Genomic DNA, 17,813 nt, shown 5'->3' with positions numbered 1-17,813 from the left:
TCTGCTCGACACTTGGAGATGACAGGGGGCCAAAGATTGAACTTTGGAGTTCGGGATATCCCAACATGTCATCCGACGATTGCGACTCCGGCGACCTGACGACGGAAGATGAATGGCGCGGACGGGGCGGGCATCGAATTTGGGTTGCACGCCCAATCCGATCGACAAACATGGAGTCTGTCATGAAGGTCATTCGATGCCTATCCGTAGCATGGATTCCCGTGCTCCTCGGCTGCGCGTCTGGTTCCGACGAGCAGGCGCAGACGACGATTCGCGTGCACTACCCGGTTGGCGCTCGGACGCTGACCCTCGCGACGGATCGCGGGACTCGAACGGGGACCGCACTCGGAGGCGATACTTGGGAATTCTCCTTCACCGAGGTTGCCTCGGCGTTGAGCGTCAAGCCCGTGCTCGACGGCGTGCCTGCGCGCGGTCCCGACTACAAAATAGCGGCGGGGCAGAGGGTGGACATCTATCCACACTTCTTCCAGACGCGGGGGAGCGTGAGCACACGTTGGCCGGAGTTCAAATCGAAGGTGCACCCCCGACCCGATGGGATGGGGCGCCCGATCGAGGTGTACGTGCCCCCGAGCTACGAGGAAAATCCCACCGCGCGGTTTCCGGTCATCTACATGATGGATGGTCAAGCCATGTTCAGCAATTGGGTCATCGGGACGGCGGTGTTGGGCGATGCGCTCGTCGACGATGCCCTCGATGCAGCCGCCGAGACGGGTGCGATCGCGGAGTCGATCGTGGTGGGCATCGACAGTCCGGTGTTGGCCAATTCGTCGGACCCGTTGGAAGACCGACATCTGGAACTCACCCCCACCGAGGCCTTCGACCCGACGGGTAGCGTGAAGAAGAGCGGCGACGGCCCCAAGTTCTTGGCGATGCTGGTGGACGAGCTCAAACGGCTCGTCGATGCCGAGCTGCGAACGCGGCCCGCGCGCGAGACCACGTTCATTGGCGGCGGATCGCTCGGAGGGCTCATGTCCGTCTATGCGGGCGTGACACGCGGGGACGTGTTCGGAGGCATCGTGTCGCTGTCCGGGTCGGCGTGGTGGGACGATCGCCTTGCCGTACGCATGGTCCGTGACGCGAAGACCGGTCCGAAGCAGACGTTGAAGGTGTACGCCGACGTCGGCGGCGGCGAGGATTATCCGGACACCGACCTCAAAGACATCATGATCGCGAGCAATCGAGCTCTCTTTCAAGCCTACACGGATGCAGGCTACGTCGAGGGACGCACACTCATGACGTTGGTCACCCCGGTGCTCGATCCTGGCCACGAGCACAATGCCACCCACTTTGGAAAGCGGATCCCGTCGGCATTGGCCTTCGTCATTGGACCGGGGCGTTAGCGCATGGTCACTGGCGCAAACGCAGCAACAGGACGAACACCACCGGCATCAAAACCAACACGCCAATCGAGGGCCAATCGATGGCGTGCTCCATATGCCATACCGTGTAGAGCGAGCCACCATGGCTCATGAGCTGCTGGGCCGTCAAAAGTCCAAACGGCACGAGGAGCCGCCGGGGTTCGTACCAAAGGCCGGCGGCAATCAGCAGATTCAAGCCAATGAAGAGCGCGTGACGCCATGTTGGCTCGTCCGGCACGGGTGCGACGACACGGTAGACATGAAAAAGCGCTGCACACACGAAGATTGGCGCCAGTGCACGGAGCACGAGCCGTACCTTCGCGTGAGCTCCCTCGGAACGAGACATCACCGATTCGAGATATAGCCTGCCGATTACCCCGCCGCGAGCACCAGGCGCGTCGGCAGCAGCGCCTGGTACTTCGCCGCCAGCCCCGCCGAGAATCCCGCGCCCTCGTTGGTTACGACGAACAGCCCGAGCCGGTGCTTCGCCGTCGCAGCCGCGTCGAACGGCTTCCATCCACCGTCGACCCAAGCCTCGGTCCATGCATGCCCGAAGGCGAGCGGCCTCTCCATCTTCATCAGCACGAGGCCGCAGATGACGCGCGCCGCGATCCCATTGGCGCGCAGCAACGCCGCGAGGAGCACCGCATGCTCGGTGCAGTCCCCCTCGCCCCGTTTGGCCACGATCGACGCGACATCGAACCCGCGCATCCGGTTCTTCTTGGTGATGAACTCGGCCACGAACGCCGTGAGCGCCGCCGCTTTTGGCTCGCCCGCCTTCTTCTCGAGGTACGCCTTCGCAAGCGCCGCCGCGGGCGCAAATGCCGGCTCGTCGTAGTCGAGCAAGAAGGAAGGCCGGGTGAAACCTTGCGGCCGATCCGCCGTCACCGGCCGGTACTGCGCGAGCCGCACACGGACGCCATCGGCCGTCGCGTCCACCTTTCCGTGGCTCGCGCGCAACGCCGCGGCCAGCGCCGCGCTGTCATCGCGTTTGAGCGTGAGGTGCACCGGCCCCTCGAGCGCGACGTCGCCTTCCATCGTGAGGGGTATCACGTCGAGGAACGGCGGCGTGTCCTCGGCGGCCCGCGCGGGCGATACGGCGAGCAGCCCCCCGCCCGCCACGAGCCCGAGCCACGCACGCCGGCTGATCGCGCCGTTCACTTGTGCGACTCGAGGACCGCGCGCTCGAACGCGATCTCGATCGCCCCCATCTTGAGCCCCATCTGCGTCGTGCGCGCGTCGGCATCGAGTGTGGCGCGCAGCTGCATCTCGCCGTGCGTGATGTCGAACGCGTTCGCGTCGCTCGTCGCCTTGTACGTCGTCGGCGTCATCCCGGTCGGATTGGCACCCGACGAATAGCCGCTCAAGCTCAGCTCGCGGACCTTACGGCCGCGCAGCATCTTGTCGCGCACCTCGGCACGCTGGCGCCACGAGGCCCAAATCGGGTTCTTGCTGGTGAAGTCCCCCTTCACCGCCTTGCCGCTCTTGGTCCCCTCGACGTGGTACTTCCCGCCCGACTTCCGCTCGACGGTGAGCGACTCGGATTGCTCGCCCCCTTCCTCGGAGAGCGTGCGGATCTTCGTCGCGATCCCGTCCTTGCTCGACTCCGTCACGCGGACCGACTCCATGCTCATGAGCTCCGTCGCCGAGCGGCGCACGAGCATCGTCGACGACTCGATCTCGACGTGCGTCCCTTCCGGCGTGATGAAGTGGCGCTCGAGTGTGTAACCCATGGGCTGCTGCTGCACCTTGGCCAACAGGATCTCGAGCTCATTCGGCGCGGTCGGCTCCTCGGCGTTCTTCTTTTGGAGGGTCTTGGCGACCGACTCGGCCACCCTCTTGAAGGTGGCGCGGTAGCCCAGCTCGTCGTGCATGCACAGGAGAGTGTCCCCCGCCCGACCGAAGACGGCGATCTTGAGTGCGCCGAGAAGCGGCTTGCCGGTCTTCTCGTCGATGTACTGCAGCTCGGCCAGATAGTACGGCACGTTGCCGAGCACCGCGGCGTCGAGCATCGTGATCTGGTTCTTCGGCTCCTCCTTCTGCACGCCGCTGATCAGCGAGCGTAGAAGGCTCCCGGTCGACGGCGCGTCACCGCGGAGCAGGCAGATGACCGGCTGCTCCGCCCCGATCGGGATCGTGACCTGCGGCACGTTGTTCTTGGCCTCGAAGGTCGGTTGCGCCGAGCTCTCGACGGACACCGCGAGGTTGCCGTCGCCCGACTTCGCGCTCACCGCTTTGAGTCCTGTCGACTCCCGCACGAAAAGAGTGTCGGCGGTCACCTCACCGGCGCTGTTGGCCGGAGCAGCTGGCGCGCTCGCCGCGGGCTTCGCAGCGACCGGGGTGCCAGTACCACCGGAGTTGGCGCCGCCACACGCGGCGACGAAGAAGGACAACGAAAGAACACCCCATGAGAAGTTGGTGCGCATTGCGCCGCCCGCATAACATGGTGCTTGACCGCGGGCAACACTCCGCGCCGACGCTGCGCCCCGACAAACGTCTCGATCGCAGCAATCGGCCATAAAGGCCAAGAAAACAAAGTCGTTACGTCGCGGGAGGTGCGTTGCCGGTCCCACGCGCAAGGCGCGCCGAACCTTCCATTCCGTTGTTGAAGACGAGAACGCGAATCTGCCAGCCCCCGAGACGCGTCATGCTCTGCCAATTGTTCTTGGCCGAATCCCACCGGCCGACCTCGTGCTTCGTGTTGACACCCCAAAGTACGTTGTCGCGATCGAAGGCCACGCCGAGCAGCGGCTGGTGTCCGAGCTGACCGAGGTTCTCCCAGCCATCGTGCGCCGCGTTCAACTTGCCCACGGTGTGATCCGTTCGGACGCCCCACAACGTACCTTTGCGGTCGAACGCGATGGAGAGCAGCTTCCAGCCTCCGACGTGGCCCAAATTCTTCCATTTGCGGCCCTCCGCATCCCATCGGCCCACGTTGTTGTCCGTGCCGACGCACCACAAGGTGCCATCCGAGTCGAAGGCGATGGCGAGCAGCTTCCAGCCACCGAGACGGCCTTCGTCGTCCCATCGATTGGTACCCGAGTCCCATTTGCCGACGTTGTTCGCGCTGCCGACGCACCAGACCTGATCCTTCGGGTCGAAGGCCAGATCGATCAACTTCCAGTTTCCGATCTTGCCGAGATCGTTCCAGCCGTTGGTGTCGTAATTCCACTCGCCCACGTTGTCTTCCGTGCCAACGCACCACATGATGTCGTTCATTGGTTTTGCCTCACAATTCGTCCTTGTAATCGACGGGCGTGCGCCACGGGAGCAGCGCGTATTTCAAGCTCGTCAGCAGGTCTGCGCGATCTTCCTGTGCAACTTGCGCATAGGCGCCCGCTCGATAATTGAGCGTGATGGCGCTGCTCATCAAATAAGGACAACCTGTGGGACCGTTCGCGATGGAGCTATTCGATTCCATCGCGTCGTAGAGCGTGTCCCACGACTCATTCTTATTTCGTGAGATGTACACGTAGGTATAATTACTACTGAATCGATTGTTGTAAAAGCAGATATACGCATACCACTGGGTCTGGCCCGGCGAAGCTTTTCCGATTCGATAGCGGAAGCCCACGGCCGCTGTGTGCCAGAACGCGCCGCTGTAGACGCAGTCGAATGGCCGCGTTTCGTAGGAGCCAATGATTTGAGGAATTTTCAGACGATCGACCCAGCCATACCAGTGAATCCAGTCGTCCAGGATCAAGTCCTGATCACACTGATTCTCGATGACGCCCACGATGCCGTTGTTTCCCGCGGTGGAGACGAGATCGTCGAGCATGCGATGGGTTTGCTCGCGCGGATGGTTCGCGTTCTTCTCTTCCGCAACGGGGCTCTGATTGTACCAAGCGCAGAATGCCCTTGCCGCGTTGAACATTTGGAACAGGTCCTTCGCTCGGCTGACCAGCGTCCAAAGGTTCAGGGCCAATTCATTGGTACCGCGCCGAACGTATTCGTAGCTGCGAACACCCCGCGCTCCCCCAGCCGTCTCGGTGGAAACGACGGGAGCGCCCTTGCCGGAAAGCGATGCATCATTGCTCGGCGGCAGCTCGAGCCGCATGTACTCTTCATAGGATAAAGGGTTGAACCCCTCATCGCGTGATTTGGGTTGCATGGCCCCGTCGGTGAGCAACGCCTATGCCTGCGCAGTGGAGGCCGAATTTACATCGGTGCCATCTGCGCCGCGTCGCGGATCGACGCACGCATGTCATCTGCAGACGCTGCGCGAGCGAGCGTGCTCGATCATGCGCTGCGATTTAGAGCGGTGCTGGGGCCAGGCGCCATTCGAAGGCGCCCTCGCTCTCGTGCCGTAGGTTCCGAATGTGTCTCCAGTTCACGGCACGCGCATAAGTCGCGGGAGGATTCGCCAAGCGGTCGCGATTGTCAGCGGGGCGCCCGATGCGCATCTCCTCGAGGAGCGCGATCGATGCTTCCAAATCGACGACGGACTCGATCACCAGATCCATCGGCCCGGTGAGGAGGCCGCGCTCATGAGCCCAGATCCAATCGTCCCATCCAAATAAGGAGCCGAAGTGCGTCACGCGAGCATCGGCCCGCGCGACGGCGAAACCGCAGCTCCCAATCTGATAGACTCCGAATGCCCACCAGTTGGCGCTCTCGTGCACGCCCGACAAGCGAACCGATTGCTCTGCAAGCAGCCTTTCCAAAATTTCGTAAAAGGGCAGTTCTCCCTCGCGGTATGGATGCTGCCGATACGGAATGAAGGCCGGAGGCAGCGGCTCTTCGAGCGTGATCGCAAATCGCAGGTTCTCGACCTCGTGATCGCCCTCGAGAGGCGGCCAGATGGGCTCCTCGCAGGGCGCGCGCTCCAGGATCTCAATCGACCGGACCCATTGCCCCCCCACCGTCTCGATCCGTCCGGGTAGATGCCGTTCGCCCGGGCGCACCGCGAGGGGAACATCGATGGGCCAATCGACGCAGGTCAGCGTCGCTCGGAAACGGTCGCAGGGCTGGTCCCAGGGACCGAGCCGCTCGAACGAGGCATCTGGGTCCAACAGCCGATAGCCTCGAACCTCGTGAATCTCGTAAGGGCGATGGAGCATCGGGGTCACGATGATCGCAAGACGACCATATCGTCAAGGTCGATCGAGTTCGATCTTGGGGGCCCCTCGGCCAATCCATCCCTCCCATTGAAGACTATTTGTCCGGAGAGTCCGGAAAGTGGCGGCGGTTCCAACGGTATTCGGGCCTTCCTATCTTCCGTTCATCTCGGACAAAGGAAATACGATGAACTCCACCGGTACCGGTGTGGATACCACCACACAAAAACGGATGGTCCTAGGCGCTGTCTGCCTTGCGGCGCTAGCGATGCCTCTCAGTTTCACCGGCCCGGCAGTGGCCCTGCCGGCGATCGCGCAAAATCTCGGCAGCAGCGCGATCGCACTGAGCTGGGTGACCAACGCGTTCATGCTCAGTTTCGGTAGCTGCCTGATGGCCGCGGGCGCGCTGGCGGACCAATTTGGCCGCAAGCGCCTGTTCGTCGGCGGCGTCGCCGTCTTCGCGCTGACCGCCCTGACCGCGTCGGCGGCGCCGAACATCGTATGGCTCGACGTGTTGCGTGCCGCGCAAGGCGTGGCCGGGGCCGCGGCGTTCTCCGGCGGCGCAGCGGCGCTGGCGCAGGAGTTCGACGGGTCGGCCCGCACGCGCGCTTTCAGCCTGCTCGGGACCACCTTTGGCGTCGGACTGGCGTTCGGCCCCATCTTGGCGGGATTCATGATTCAGCACTTTGGCTGGCGCTCGGTCTTTCTCAGCGTCACCGTCATCAGCACCTTCGCGCTGGTGTTCGGAGCCCGCTGCATGCGCGAATCGCGCGACCCCGACGCGGTCGGCCTCGACTGGCCTGGCGCCATCAGCTTCACCGCCGCACTGACCCTATTTACCTATGCGGTGTTGCTGGCGCCCGACAGCGGTTGGACCAGCATCCCCGTCGTGCTGTTGCTGGTGGGTTCCGTGGCATCGATGGTGGCGTTCGTGATGGTCGAGAACCGCGTGCGCCGGCCCATGCTCGACCTATCGCTGTTCCGATATCCTCGCTTCATTGGTGTGCAGTTTCTCGCTGCTGCACCCGCCTATTCTTATGTCGTGCTCCAGGTGCTACTGCCGATCCGTTTCATCGGTATCGAAGGCTATAGCGCCGTCGAGGCAGGCCGCATGATGATCCTCCTGTCCGCCCCCATGCTGGTGGTGCCCATGCTTGCAGGCATCCTCACGCGCTGGGTGTCGGCCGGGCTGATTTCCGGCGTGGGACTGCTGATTTGCGCGGGCGGCCTGGTGTGGCTGGCGCAATGCGCGCCGGGGCAGCCGGCCGACGTGCTGGCGCTACCCATGCTGCTCATTGGATTCGGCATCAGCTTGCCGTGGGGTCTGATGGATGGCCTGGCCGTCAGCGTCGTGCCGAAGGAGCGCGCCGGAATGGCCACCGGTATCTTCAGCACCACACGGGTCGCGGGAGAAGGCATTGCATTGGCCATCGTCGGTGCGCTGCTCGCCGGGCTGGCGGAATCCGCTCTACGCACCACGCCGTCTGCCAATTCGTCGCCCGCACTGCCGGAAGCCGCACATTGGCTCGCGATGGGCGAGGTGCCGCACGCGACATCGCTGCTGCCGGGCACCCACCACGAGGCGTTGGTGTATGCCTACGGCGAGGCGTTCCACATCCTGCTGTACATCCTCGCGACGATCACGGTGGTGTCCGCCGGCATGGTCTTCGGATTTCTGAGCCAGTCAAAGCTGCCGCACTTGGCTGATCCCGAGCCCGACGCCCAGAGCGCGGTGGGTTGAGAGCAGATTGAGCGACGAATGCCATGCTCGCGCAAGCTGCTGCCTATTCGCGATTCACGCGGAAGAGTCGCTCGGAGATGAAGTCGACGAAAACGCGAACCTTCGGCGAGAGCTGCCGGCTCGAGGCCCAAAGCGCCCAAAATTGCCCATGGTCCTGGAGATACCGCTCGAGCACGGGTTGGACGGCGCCGGCCTTGATGGAGTCGCGCGCGAGGAAGTCCGGCATATAGGCAATCCCATGGCCGTCGATGGCCGCGGCAAGGACCGCCTCCATGTTGTTGCACGTCATGGACGCGGTCAGACGAAGTTGTGACCACGCCGGATCTCCTGACAACGTCCAATTCTGAAGCTTTCCCGTGGTGAGGAAGCGAAAACGAATGCAATCGTGTTGCTTCAAATCCGACGGCACCCGCGGCACACCTTTGCGCTTCAAATATCCGGGGGACCCACACAAAACGAAGCGAAAGGTTCCCAGGCGGCGCGAAATCAGTCGTGACTCCGGGAGGCTTCCACTCCGAATGGCGATATCGACGCCCTCGTTGACGATGTCGACGAGGGCGTCATTGAAGTCCAGATCGAGTTCCACCTCGGGGTGCAGGCGGCGAAACTCCGGCAAGACCGGCAGTAGAAAGCGGTAGCCGATGGTCGGCAGGCTGACGCGCAGTCGCCCTCGGGGTGCCTGCGCGACGTGCGAGAGCATGGTCTCCGCGTCTTTCAGGTCCTCCATGATGCGCTGGCAACGTTCGAAGAATAGCTCGCCCGCCGCCGTCAGACGAACGGTGCGCGTCGTGCGCTGAAACAGGCGCACCCCCAGGTTCTCTTCGAGCTTCGCGATGCTCTTGCCCACCGCCGACGCCGTCAATCCGAGCGCACGCCCCGCGGCCACGAAACTCAGAGTCTCGGCAGTTTTGACGAAAACGACGATCCCGCTGAGGCTATTCATGTGCGTTCACTAGCACACCCGTTTCACGACCTTCGGCCGTATTGCGGGCCGCCGTTCTCGGTAGGACATGGAACACCTCCGAAGCGGAATCTGTAAGAAACGCATTTCCTGCGCGCAAGATGATCGCGTGGCTCATCCCGCGATCCACGACCGCATGGGAAGTGCGTGCATCACTCAGCCAGCTTTCATGCGTGGCGCGATATGACCATGAAATAGCCGCATGGCTCCGCAGTGGGGTTTGCAAAGCCATGCTCTACGTTCGCTTGGAAGAAGAGCGAGTCTCCCGGGCCTAGATGCTCTTTGGATCCTTTGAATTCCACGACGAGATTACCTATCGTGACCACGATCTGCTTTTCCGTTCCAGGGGGATACGCTGGAAGCAACCCTGTGGAGATCCCCGCCGGTAAATAGTGGTAAATCAGTTCGACGCGTGTACCGCCCGTGGCTGGTGACACGATGTGTCGCTCGAAGCCGGTTTCGGGGTCGCGAAAGACGGGACGGGCCGTCTTGCGCATGAGCACGATAGCCCCTTCGGATGCGTTTCCACCAAGCAGCTCCGTCAATGATGTCTGCAGCCCGCGGGCAATTCTCGTTGCAATGCCAACGGTTGGACTCTTCTCGCCGCGTTCGACCTTGGAAAGCATCGCGCGACTAACCCCCGACTGCTGGGATAGTTGCTCCAATGTCATTCCGGCAGCGTCGCGCAATTTGCGGACGCGAGCGCCCAACGCGAGCGAAAGGTCGTCGCTTCCGTCTTCCTCCTCACTTGCATTTCTGCTTCTTTTTTTCACCTTGCTGCCTTTTGCGGTCGTCACGCGAGCCCTCGAAACCGGCGCCATCTTCCACTATAGAAGATGAGTTCTGGCACCGATGATGGAGGCTACCGTCGCGGGCCAGAGGCAACAAGCCCGCGCTTTCGAGCGAGAGGGCCTGGCAAGTGATGCCGTAGCGCTCTCCGCAGCAAGGCCGACGGCACCTGGGCGCCTTCTGCGCGGTTTCGAGACCCTGGGGCTTGCAATTTCTTCTAAAGGAGATACGGTTCTCAACATCGTGACGGCATCATGAAACTGATTGCGAAAGGAAAGGACTACGCATCCTTCGAGTTCGGCGACCTGAAGGTCGTTGCGCTACGGGATGGATACGTCGATATGCCTCCGACACGACTGCGGCAGGAGTCCGGAAGGCCTTTCGATACGCCACCTGACGGGGTTCACCTCGTCGACGGCCAACTGCGGCTGTCGGTCAATGCGTTCCTGATCATCGAGAATGAGCGCTCCGTCCTGATCGACACCGGCGCAGCAGACACGTGGCATTCGACGATGGGAGCGCTTCTGGACGGAATGCGGGAAGCGGGAATCGATAGAACCAGCGTCACGCACGTCGCGTTGACCCACACACACGAGGATCATGTGAATGGGCTCATCGCCGCAGACGGTTCCGAGGCTTTTCCTCGAGCCGAACGAATATTCCTTGCAAAGGAAGAGATATCGATTTTCAGTGGCCGATTGGCGCGTCTACGAGATCGCGCAACCCCAATCGACGACGAATTCCCCATCAGCAAGCACATCGCTGCGGTCAAGGCTGCCGGACATTCGCCGGGCCATACCGCCTATGACATCGAAAGCAGCGTCGGACATTTGATCGCTTGGGGTGACACCGTTCATGTCCCATCCATTCAATTCGCACGCCCAGAAATTACGTGGCAGTGGGATGACGATCCATCGAATGCACGCAAGGCAAGGATGGTCCTCTTGAATCGCGCTACACGACCAAACCATTTCGTAGCTGGAGCGCATCTGGACTTTCCTGGAATCGGACGTGTGACGAAAAGCGGCAATCAATTCGTATTCCACGCCATTGACTGAACGCAGCGTGGCGGGCCTTCGCGCTGCACTGGCGCTCGGCGCCTGACGCGTTTCGAGCCCGGTGACCTCATTTTCTACGGCCGTCCAAAACGACATTTCAAAGGGAACAGTGATGACCATTCAATTGCGCAACCCATCCACGATCGCACCGCCCTTCTCGTGTTATAGCCATGGCGCCTCCGTGCCCGCCGGCGCAAGTTGGCTCTATGTTTCCGGTCAGGTGGGGGCCACACCCGACGGCATCGTTGCGGAGGATCCGGAGAGGCAGATGGAGCTGGCCTGGGACAATCTGTTCGCGGTGCTGACGGATGCCGGCATGACGGTGACCGATCTCGTCAAGGTCGAAGGCTTCGTCACCCGGCCTGACCTCGTGCCACTCTATCGCAGGGAGAGAGAGAAGCGACTAGCCGGTCACGCCGCCGCCACCACCTTGGTCATTGTCGCCGGTTTGGCGGAATCCAACCTGGTCGTCGAGATCCAAGCCGTCGCTGCCCGAGTGTGAGCTGCTGATTTCCGAGGTTTCCCCTCGAAGGGGGATCATGGGGTCGCGGCCCCCGGCGCGCCGCTCCGAGAGAGAGCCGTGAGTATTTGCTCTCCATGTGTCTCCACTCTGGAGAGCAACTCCGGGTCATTTTGCATGCATCTTGCACGCGTATCTCTGGAGACGCATCCATCGAGACGGTACACGGGTGTCGTGACGTGTGACGGGTTGCTCCAATGCCCGCGCGACGACCTCAGGCTCTTGTTGTCTCGGTCGTCCTGTCGTGAGTTACGACGGGTGCGGCGCTTTTGCAGCAGGCTCAGGTCCTCTCCGCCCCGACACGCCTCGAGTACGTGCGCCGCGGAAGCTTCCAGTTCGAGTATGAGGATTGCCTTTGCGTCGCCGTCGAGTGGCGCAGGTTACGCGTTATTCCTTAGTACGTTACCGCAATGACGATGTCGTCTTCTGAGTACGGAATCTCCCACTCGAACAAGGAGCTCGTCATGTTTGATGCTGTCAACAAACTCAACGATGGATTGAAGGCTCTAGGAGAGAAGTATCTCGAGGGGCTGAATTGGCCGGCGACGAAGGAGGAACTCATCGCCAAGGCCATCGAGAACAAAACGCCCGAAGGTGTCCTCAATCAATTGCGCGCATTCCAGCTCAAGGACGGAAAACGCTACAACAGTCTGAGCGAGATCACCAAGGCTGACAAGTACAACAAAGCCCAAGGTACGACCACTCAGTAACCGGTGAGAATGTCTTGCCGGTAGCGAGCGCCTCGCGTTTCGCGATGCGGGCGCTCGCCTCCGGCTTGCCATGGCCAAGCTCTGGCCGGCAGCACGGCCTCCGTGCATCTTCCAAACCGCTGGGACCACCACCACGCGCGCAAACGCCCATTTTGTTCCTCATCGGTCAGCTTTCGTTCGCGCCCGTCTTCAGGGGATCGTAGGGACGACGGAAGGCCCTGAAGGAGAGCGAGACCATACTGATCGCGTGATCCTCACGAGTGCCCGCGCTGAACCTGTAAATATCATGTCAGTCGCAATGGTCACTCAACCGCCGCGAGAATCTCCTGGACGAGTGCCTCGGGATTGGCCGTTTGCCACACACCTCGCAACTTGCCGTCGCTGCCGATCAGGAATGTGCGAGGGCTATATTCGCCGCGCGTTGGCACTTTGAAGGCCTGCGCGATATGGCCATCTGCGTCGGTGGCGAGATCGAACGGCAGCTTGTGTTCGGCGATGAAGGCTCGGTGCGATGACGCGTCTCGCGCCGAGACTCCGACCACGACGACGTGATGCTTGTGCAGTGCGCTCCAGTGATCACGCAGCCCGTGTGCTTCGCGAAGGCAATCGGGATTCTCATCCGACGAACAAAAGTAGACAGCTACGGGTTTGCCCTTCTCCGACAACAGCGGAAGCTGAAAGCCATCCTGCAATGTCAAAGTCACATCAGGAGCCGGCGCGCCTGCCTTGAGCTCTGACGCAGCCGGAGCCTGCACGGATTCAGAAGTGCTATGCGCCGGCGCGATTGCGCTCTCCGATGGCGGGCCGGCGGGGCGGTCAGCGCGATTGTTGCAACCCAGCGCGAGCAAAGCCGGCAGCGAGATGATCGACGCGCCCCACCAGATTGTGAAGGCCGAGCCCCGAATCCCTCGACTTTGCTCGTAATCGCGATGACGAAGATGGGTCATGAAACCTCAATTATTACACTATCACGGCCCAAATGACCTTGCCAGCGGGAACCACTCGACCGCGCCGCGCATCGAGACCGTATCAACGCGGAATCACGAAGGGGACCTCACACCGCTCGAAGCTGCCGACCGATATGCAATCGAGCCTTCAACGCGTGCGGCGCTCCCCCAGGGTCGTTTGACCATGATCTCGAGATTACGTCACCGAGAGAAATTCAAATTCAGAATCAAGCGAATGGCAGTCATTGTTATTCCTGATAAGCCTCTCTCGGACTGAGTCGTGGAGGAAACATTTGGAGATAGTGACGGCTACCCGGAGACAACGACTCGAGGAGCGACGCACGAGAAAGAAGGAGCCTAGTGAGCTTTCTTCATGTCCGCGAGGATGTGCGTGGTCTCGTCGACCCAGAGGTCGCTTGCGAGGGTGCCCTTCCACTTGTCGAGATGCCGTTGCAAACGCGGATCCGACGACGTCTGCGGCGTGAGCGGCACGACTTCCATGAGCGGCTTCGGTTGGTGCTTCTTCGGATCGAGCGCGTCGAGATCCGCCCTCGTGCGCTTGTACTCGGCTTGCCAGGCAGTGCGCTCGAGTGGCTTCAGCGTCTGGTCCTTCCGTGCCGCCATCACATTCGCCAACCTGGAGACCGTGGCGAGATCGACGTTGCTGCTCGTGCGCGTCGCGCTCGCAGACGCGAGGTCGGGCGCCTTCCACGCGTGTTGCACTTTCACGAACGGGGCCGGGCCGATCGTCGACCAGGGAATCGCGTGCGGTAGCTTGCGCTCGCCGGATTCGACGAACGACATCGGATCGGGAAGAAGGATGTCGGGCACCACGCCCTTCAGCTGCGTCGAGCCACCGCTCACGCGGAAGTACTCCTGAACGGTCACTTTGTAGAGGCCAAGCGGGTCACCCTTCACCTTCGATTGCCGATCGAGATCAATCACCACCTGCACGGTCCCCTTGCCGTGCGTCGCGCCGGTCCCCACCACCACCGCCCGCTCGTAATCCTGGAGCGCGCCCGCAACGATCTCAGCGGCCGAGGCGCAGAAGCGATCTACGAGGACGACGACGTTTCCGTTGAACGCGATCGATGGATCCGTGTCACGCAGCACTTCCACCTTCCCGGAGCCGACCTTCGTCTGGACGATCGGGCCTTCCTTCACGAAGAGCCCGGCGACGTCCCGCGCCTGCGTGAGGAGACCGCCCCCGTTGCCGCGGAGGTCGAAGACGAGCGACGTCACGCCCTTCTTCGTGAGCTGGGTCAGGATCGTGCGCATGTCGTCGGTGGCGTTGCGCTCGCCCGGCGTTTTCGATTCGCCGTAGAAACCGGGAAGATTCACGTACCCGATTTCTCCGCTGCCCTTCGTCTTCAGGATAGCGCCGCGCGCGTACGTGGCCTCGATGCGCACGATGTCGCGCGTGATCGAGATCGTCTTGACCGATCCGTCCGCCTTCTTGACCGTGAGGATGACGACCGTGCCTTTCGGCCCGCGGATCATGCTCACGACCTTCCCAATCGGCATGTCCATCACGTCGACGGGAGCTTTGCCCTCCTGCGTCACCGCCATGATGAGATCGCCGACTTCGAGATTCCCCTGCTGCCATGCGGCGCCGCCGGGAACGAGGTCGTTCACGAGGATGTAGTGCTCTTGCTCACGCAGCGTGGCGCCGATGCCTTCGAGGCGGCCCGTGAGAGCGATGTCGAGCTCGGCCTCCTCGGCGGGTGGAAGATAGTCCGTATGCGGGTCGAAGGCGCCGTTCACAGCGTTGATGAACGTCGCCGCGGGCGCGAGCTTGTCGACGGCGGCGAGTCGCGTGAACTGCGTCGCGAATCGGGTGGCCAGCTCCTTCTGCACCTTGTCGCGTCGTCCCTCGAAGGTCGGGGGAATGTCACCGAGTGCCTTCTCCGCGGCCGCGTCGCGTTTGGCATCGTCGGGGTCGGGGGCTTTCCCGTTCACCTTTGGCTGCGTCCGTTTCTCGAGGATCTCTTCGAGCTCCTGCGTCCGTTCGAGGACCCGCAGCTTGAGCTCACCACGCCAGCGCGCCGTCAGCTCCTCCTCTGACTTGCAGAATGCACGCTTCTTCGGGTCGGTCTCGATCGATTCGTTCGCCGTGAAGTCGAGCGGCTTGGCGAGAATCCCAGCGATGATGTCGGCGACGACGCGGCGCCGGCTGGCAAGGAGCGCCGCCGCCTTGCGTCCGAGAGCGAGATCGCCAGAACGGAGCTCGTCGTCCATCTCCGTCTCGAAACGCGCGAGCCTCTGCACGTCCCCCTCGAGGAGGAAGATCTTCGCGGCGTCGAGATCCTCGACCATGCGCTCGAACGCGTCCTTCGAGGTCGCGTCGTCGATGGGCTTGCCGAGCACGTGCTCCGACAGAAGGTTGATCGCGGCATCCGCTAGAACGGCCTCGCGAGGGTCGCGCGGAGTCTCTGGGAGTTCGCGGTCTGTGGGGCGCGCCTGCGAAGCGGCGGGAGGGGGGGCTATCCCCGCGTCCGGGGCGTCCGGCGAGCGACATGAGAAAAGAAGCGCGAAAAGAGCGATGGAACGACGCACGCCCGGAATCTAGCACGCGCGGGCCCTCGGGCGGCATGCAGCCATACGACAGACGGCCTGGAGGAACGGGACGCGATCGAGGCGCACGCGCCCCGCTCGCAGGGCCGAGATCGGTGACCTCCACCCCGAAAAAGCTTTCGCTTTCCCGATATTTTCGTTGGTGCGCTCTTGTTCCGTCTGTGAGTCGGAGCGACTCGGGACGTACCTTCATCCGATCCGGTGCGACCGTCCGATCGCGGCACGGCACGCCGGCGCTCTGGCGCTTGAAATGTGTACACAAATCCGTAAAATGTGAACATGAAGTCGCACAAGCATCTCAAGCTCGATCAAACGAAGCTCTCTCGAGCGAAGACGCTTTCTGGCGCGAAAACCGAGCAGGCCACGATCGAAGCGGCGCTCGACCTCCTGATCGCAGACCGAGAATTCATCGCCGTGATCGATTCCGTCGGCGGGAAAGGGAAGACGATCGAAGATGTTTTTGCGCGTCCTTCACGACACGAACGTGTGGATCGACTGGCTCCGAAAAAGAGCAAGAAGTGAGCTGCTGACCGGCCCTGGATTCATTCGCGAAGTCTCATCGGTGGTCCTCATGGAGCTGCGCGCCGGCGCTCGTTCCAGGGAGGATCGCCGAACGATCGCCGCTCTCGCCAAGGCACCGCGTCTCATCGTGCCGACAGCAGACATGTGGCTCGAGCTTGGCGGCGCGCTCTTCGAACTGCGGCGTCGAGGGTTCGACGTGACCTCGGCCTCATTCGTGAACGACGTGCTCATCGCAATTTCCTGCAGGCATACGGGTGCGCAACTGCTCACGGCCAATGCAGCCGATTTCGAAGCCATCGCGCGCGTGATCGATTTTCGTTTCCGGATTGTGTGACATTCCGACAAGGAGGCCATGCCTGGCCGCCGCGCCCTCGCTGACGCGGTGTATTCAGAAACCAAGGCCAGGGCTGAGGCGATAGACCTTCTCCGGATTTGATAAGCCTCCCCCGGACTGAGTCATATCTACCTTGCTTCGTAGGGGGCCCGAACGGACGCATCCTCTTCGCTTCATGGATGGGCAACGACGATCAGTGTCTCGGCACGACGGTTTACGCAATCGACGGCACGGCGAAGGGTGTGAGGGTCTAGACCGCCAAAACTCTCGTCCAGCAGAACGATCCCCGCCCGCTGCAAGAGCGCACGCGCGATGATTACGCGGCTTCGCTCGCCGTGTGAAAGGCACCAGCGTAGCTCGTAAATAACTTCGCGCATCGTGCAAGCCGATGCGGCTGGGAGCACCACGCGCCGGGCTACCGTCGACGACCGCGACCAAAACCGCAGATCATGCGGCGCTCAGCATGGCCCGGCGATATGCATCACGTGCGTCTTCGCTCGAAAAGACAATTGGGTAAACGACGGTGATCCTTCCAGCTGCCGGTAGGTACTCTGCTCGACGAGTTCTCCCGTAGCCTTGTCGATAATCGAGGTGCTCGACCCTAGACGATCCGGTAGCTGGAGGAGCACGCGAAGGCGCCCTATGGCAGGCGGGCCGAGCGTTCGAATACGCCAGTCTCTTTCTTCAGAGAACCAACTTTGCTCACTTGTTCGAACCGAAGGCGAGCGCCGAGCGACGCGAATCACCGAAACGCTTTCTGTAGCGGCCGAGACGAAACACCTTCCCGGCCATGTGGACACCGTACCGGCCATCAGCTGCGGCCGACTTGCGTGAACCGCGGGATCACGCATAAAATGCGGTATCATGAGTTCATGAGGGTCACATCCATCGCGGCTCGGGTGCTGCTGAGCGAGCTCGCGAAGCGCGGGATCCCGCCGTGTACGGCCCTCTCTGGGATGCGGATGGAGGGTATAGATTTCTCTACTGAAACATATATCGATGGCGAGCTATTCGAGGACCTCCTCGTGCGAGCCGTGACCTTGACAGGAGATTCCGCCTTCGGCCTCACGTGGGCCAAGAGCATGAGTCCCGCTAATTGGGGCCTGCTGTACCAACTGTCCGCGGTGGTCCCCACATTTTCTGAGGCAATGTCCGCCGTGGTTCGCTTCATGCCAGCGTATTGCGACACTGACACCTTCACCCTTCACGAGCTCCCGGATC

18 protein-coding genes are annotated in these 17,813 nt (G+C 62.0%); 7 read left to right on the top strand and 11 right to left on the bottom strand.

Going from position 1 to position 17,813, the window contains the following annotated elements:
• The first annotated feature begins 182 nt into the window (after positions 1-182).
• Entirely contained in the window at positions 183-1,361 is a 1,179-nt protein-coding gene (locus LZC95_02645; protein ID WXA95738.1) for a hypothetical protein, read from the top strand.
• Between the two features lie 7 nt (positions 1,362-1,368).
• On the opposite strand, the gene LZC95_02640 is transcribed toward LZC95_02645, so the two are convergent.
• The 6 genes from LZC95_02640 to LZC95_02615 form a co-directional block, all read right to left on the bottom strand.
• Positions 1,369-1,728 (bottom strand): hypothetical protein, encoded by a 360-nt coding sequence (locus LZC95_02640; protein WXA95737.1) that lies wholly within the window; start codon positions 1,726-1,728, stop codon positions 1,369-1,371.
• Positions 1,729-1,751: 23 nt separating this feature from the next.
• Positions 1,752-2,540 carry a lasso peptide biosynthesis protein gene (locus LZC95_02635; protein ID WXA95736.1) on the bottom strand — a complete coding sequence of 263 codons (789 nt, stop codon included), beginning with the start codon at positions 2,538-2,540 and terminating at the stop codon, positions 1,752-1,754.
• The gene (locus LZC95_02630) at positions 2,537-3,805 is read right to left on the bottom strand and encodes a hypothetical protein (protein WXA95735.1); all 1,269 of its coding nucleotides are present in this window, start codon (positions 3,803-3,805) and stop codon (positions 2,537-2,539) included. The genes LZC95_02635 and LZC95_02630 overlap by 4 nt, the downstream gene beginning before the upstream one ends.
• A 115-nt stretch (positions 3,806-3,920) precedes the next feature.
• The gene (locus LZC95_02625) at positions 3,921-4,598 is read right to left on the bottom strand and encodes a hypothetical protein (GenBank protein WXA95734.1); all 678 of its coding nucleotides are present in this window, start codon (positions 4,596-4,598) and stop codon (positions 3,921-3,923) included.
• A 10-nt stretch (positions 4,599-4,608) separates the two neighbouring features.
• Complete coding sequence (locus LZC95_02620) at positions 4,609-5,436, bottom strand: hypothetical protein (GenBank protein WXA95733.1); 828 nt, start codon at positions 5,434-5,436, stop codon at positions 4,609-4,611.
• Between the two features lie 196 nt (positions 5,437-5,632).
• Positions 5,633-6,439: a hypothetical protein gene (locus LZC95_02615; GenBank protein ID WXA95732.1), complete on the bottom strand. Its 807-nt coding sequence runs from the start codon at positions 6,437-6,439 to the stop codon at positions 5,633-5,635.
• A 184-nt stretch (positions 6,440-6,623) separates the two neighbouring features.
• On the opposite strand from LZC95_02615, the gene LZC95_02610 reads away from it, so the two are divergent.
• Positions 6,624-8,177 carry an MFS transporter gene (locus LZC95_02610; protein WXA95731.1) on the top strand — a complete coding sequence of 518 codons (1,554 nt, stop codon included), beginning with the start codon at positions 6,624-6,626 and terminating at the stop codon, positions 8,175-8,177.
• 43 nt (positions 8,178-8,220) lie between these two features.
• On the opposite strand, the gene LZC95_02605 is transcribed toward LZC95_02610, so the two are convergent.
• A complete protein-coding gene (locus tag LZC95_02605; GenBank protein ID WXA95730.1) occupies positions 8,221-9,120 on the bottom strand; it encodes a LysR substrate-binding domain-containing protein in 900 nt (299 codons plus the stop codon).
• A 185-nt stretch (positions 9,121-9,305) separates the two neighbouring features.
• On the bottom strand, positions 9,306-9,935 hold the full coding sequence (locus LZC95_02600; GenBank protein WXA95729.1) for an XRE family transcriptional regulator: 630 nt from the start codon (positions 9,933-9,935) through the stop codon (positions 9,306-9,308).
• 246 nt (positions 9,936-10,181) lie between these two features.
• Between LZC95_02600 and LZC95_02595 the strand changes: the two genes are divergently transcribed.
• The 3 genes from LZC95_02595 to LZC95_02585 all read left to right on the top strand — a co-directional run bounded on the left by LZC95_02595 (position 10,182) and on the right by LZC95_02585 (position 12,215).
• Complete coding sequence (locus LZC95_02595; protein ID WXA95728.1) at positions 10,182-10,985, top strand: MBL fold metallo-hydrolase; 804 nt, start codon at positions 10,182-10,184, stop codon at positions 10,983-10,985.
• A 112-nt stretch (positions 10,986-11,097) separates the two neighbouring features.
• On the top strand, positions 11,098-11,487 hold the full coding sequence (locus LZC95_02590) for a RidA family protein (protein WXA95727.1): 390 nt from the start codon (positions 11,098-11,100) through the stop codon (positions 11,485-11,487).
• A gap of 482 nt (positions 11,488-11,969) precedes the next feature.
• Positions 11,970-12,215 (top strand): DUF2795 domain-containing protein, encoded by a 246-nt coding sequence (locus tag LZC95_02585; GenBank protein ID WXA95726.1) that lies wholly within the window; start codon positions 11,970-11,972, stop codon positions 12,213-12,215.
• 302 nt (positions 12,216-12,517) lie between these two features.
• Here the strand turns inward: LZC95_02585 and LZC95_02580 are convergent, their stop codons facing one another.
• Positions 12,518-13,162 (bottom strand): redoxin domain-containing protein, encoded by a 645-nt coding sequence (locus LZC95_02580; GenBank protein WXA95725.1) that lies wholly within the window; start codon positions 13,160-13,162, stop codon positions 12,518-12,520.
• Positions 13,163-13,519: 357 nt separating this feature from the next.
• Positions 13,520-15,718 (bottom strand): carboxy terminal-processing peptidase, encoded by a 2,199-nt coding sequence (locus LZC95_02575; protein WXA95724.1) that lies wholly within the window; start codon positions 15,716-15,718, stop codon positions 13,520-13,522.
• Positions 15,719-16,015: 297 nt separating this feature from the next.
• On the opposite strand from LZC95_02575, the gene LZC95_02570 reads away from it, so the two are divergent.
• Both LZC95_02570 and LZC95_02565 read left to right on the top strand, forming a co-directional pair.
• Positions 16,016-16,258, top strand: a complete 243-nt coding sequence (locus LZC95_02570; protein WXB00367.1) for a hypothetical protein — start codon at positions 16,016-16,018, stop codon at positions 16,256-16,258.
• Complete coding sequence (locus LZC95_02565; GenBank protein WXA95723.1) at positions 16,191-16,592, top strand: PIN domain-containing protein; 402 nt, start codon at positions 16,191-16,193, stop codon at positions 16,590-16,592. Before LZC95_02570 ends, LZC95_02565 begins: the two co-directional genes overlap by 68 nt.
• 173 nt (positions 16,593-16,765) lie before the next feature.
• Here the strand turns inward: LZC95_02565 and LZC95_02560 are convergent, their stop codons facing one another.
• Positions 16,766-16,969: an ATP-binding cassette domain-containing protein gene (locus LZC95_02560; GenBank protein WXA95722.1), complete on the bottom strand. Its 204-nt coding sequence runs from the start codon at positions 16,967-16,969 to the stop codon at positions 16,766-16,768.
• Positions 16,970-17,813 lie beyond the last annotated feature (844 nt).

This window comes from Sorangiineae bacterium MSr12523 (assembly GCA_037157775.1).
Lineage (GTDB): Bacteria > Myxococcota_A > Polyangia > Polyangiales > Polyangiaceae > Pendulispora > Pendulispora brunnea.
The sequence above is the reverse complement of the archived record's forward strand: the minus strand, read 5'-3'. Positions and strand labels throughout refer to the sequence as shown.

Coding starts and splice junctions, on each gene's coding strand:
- LZC95_02630 (WXA95735.1), bottom strand. CDS start 3,805: ATGCGCACCAACTTCTCATGGGGTGTTCTTTCGTTGTCCTTCTTCGTC.
- LZC95_02615 (WXA95732.1), bottom strand. CDS start 6,439: ATGCTCCATCGCCCTTACGAGATTCACGAGGTTCGAGGCTATCGGCTG.
- LZC95_02570 (WXB00367.1), top strand. CDS start 16,016: ATGAAGTCGCACAAGCATCTCAAGCTCGATCAAACGAAGCTCTCTCGA.
- LZC95_02585 (WXA95726.1), top strand. CDS start 11,970: ATGTTTGATGCTGTCAACAAACTCAACGATGGATTGAAGGCTCTAGGA.
- LZC95_02580 (WXA95725.1), bottom strand. CDS start 13,162: ATGACCCATCTTCGTCATCGCGATTACGAGCAAAGTCGAGGGATTCGG.
- LZC95_02620 (WXA95733.1), bottom strand. CDS start 5,436: ATGCGGCTCGAGCTGCCGCCGAGCAATGATGCATCGCTTTCCGGCAAG.
- LZC95_02565 (WXA95723.1), top strand. CDS start 16,191: ATGTTTTTGCGCGTCCTTCACGACACGAACGTGTGGATCGACTGGCTC.
- LZC95_02560 (WXA95722.1), bottom strand. CDS start 16,969: ATGCGCGAAGTTATTTACGAGCTACGCTGGTGCCTTTCACACGGCGAG.
- LZC95_02590 (WXA95727.1), top strand. CDS start 11,098: ATGACCATTCAATTGCGCAACCCATCCACGATCGCACCGCCCTTCTCG.
- LZC95_02645 (WXA95738.1), top strand. CDS start 183: ATGAAGGTCATTCGATGCCTATCCGTAGCATGGATTCCCGTGCTCCTC.
- LZC95_02595 (WXA95728.1), top strand. CDS start 10,182: ATGAAACTGATTGCGAAAGGAAAGGACTACGCATCCTTCGAGTTCGGC.
- LZC95_02605 (WXA95730.1), bottom strand. CDS start 9,120: ATGAATAGCCTCAGCGGGATCGTCGTTTTCGTCAAAACTGCCGAGACT.
- LZC95_02625 (WXA95734.1), bottom strand. CDS start 4,598: ATGAACGACATCATGTGGTGCGTTGGCACGGAAGACAACGTGGGCGAG.
- LZC95_02610 (WXA95731.1), top strand. CDS start 6,624: ATGAACTCCACCGGTACCGGTGTGGATACCACCACACAAAAACGGATG.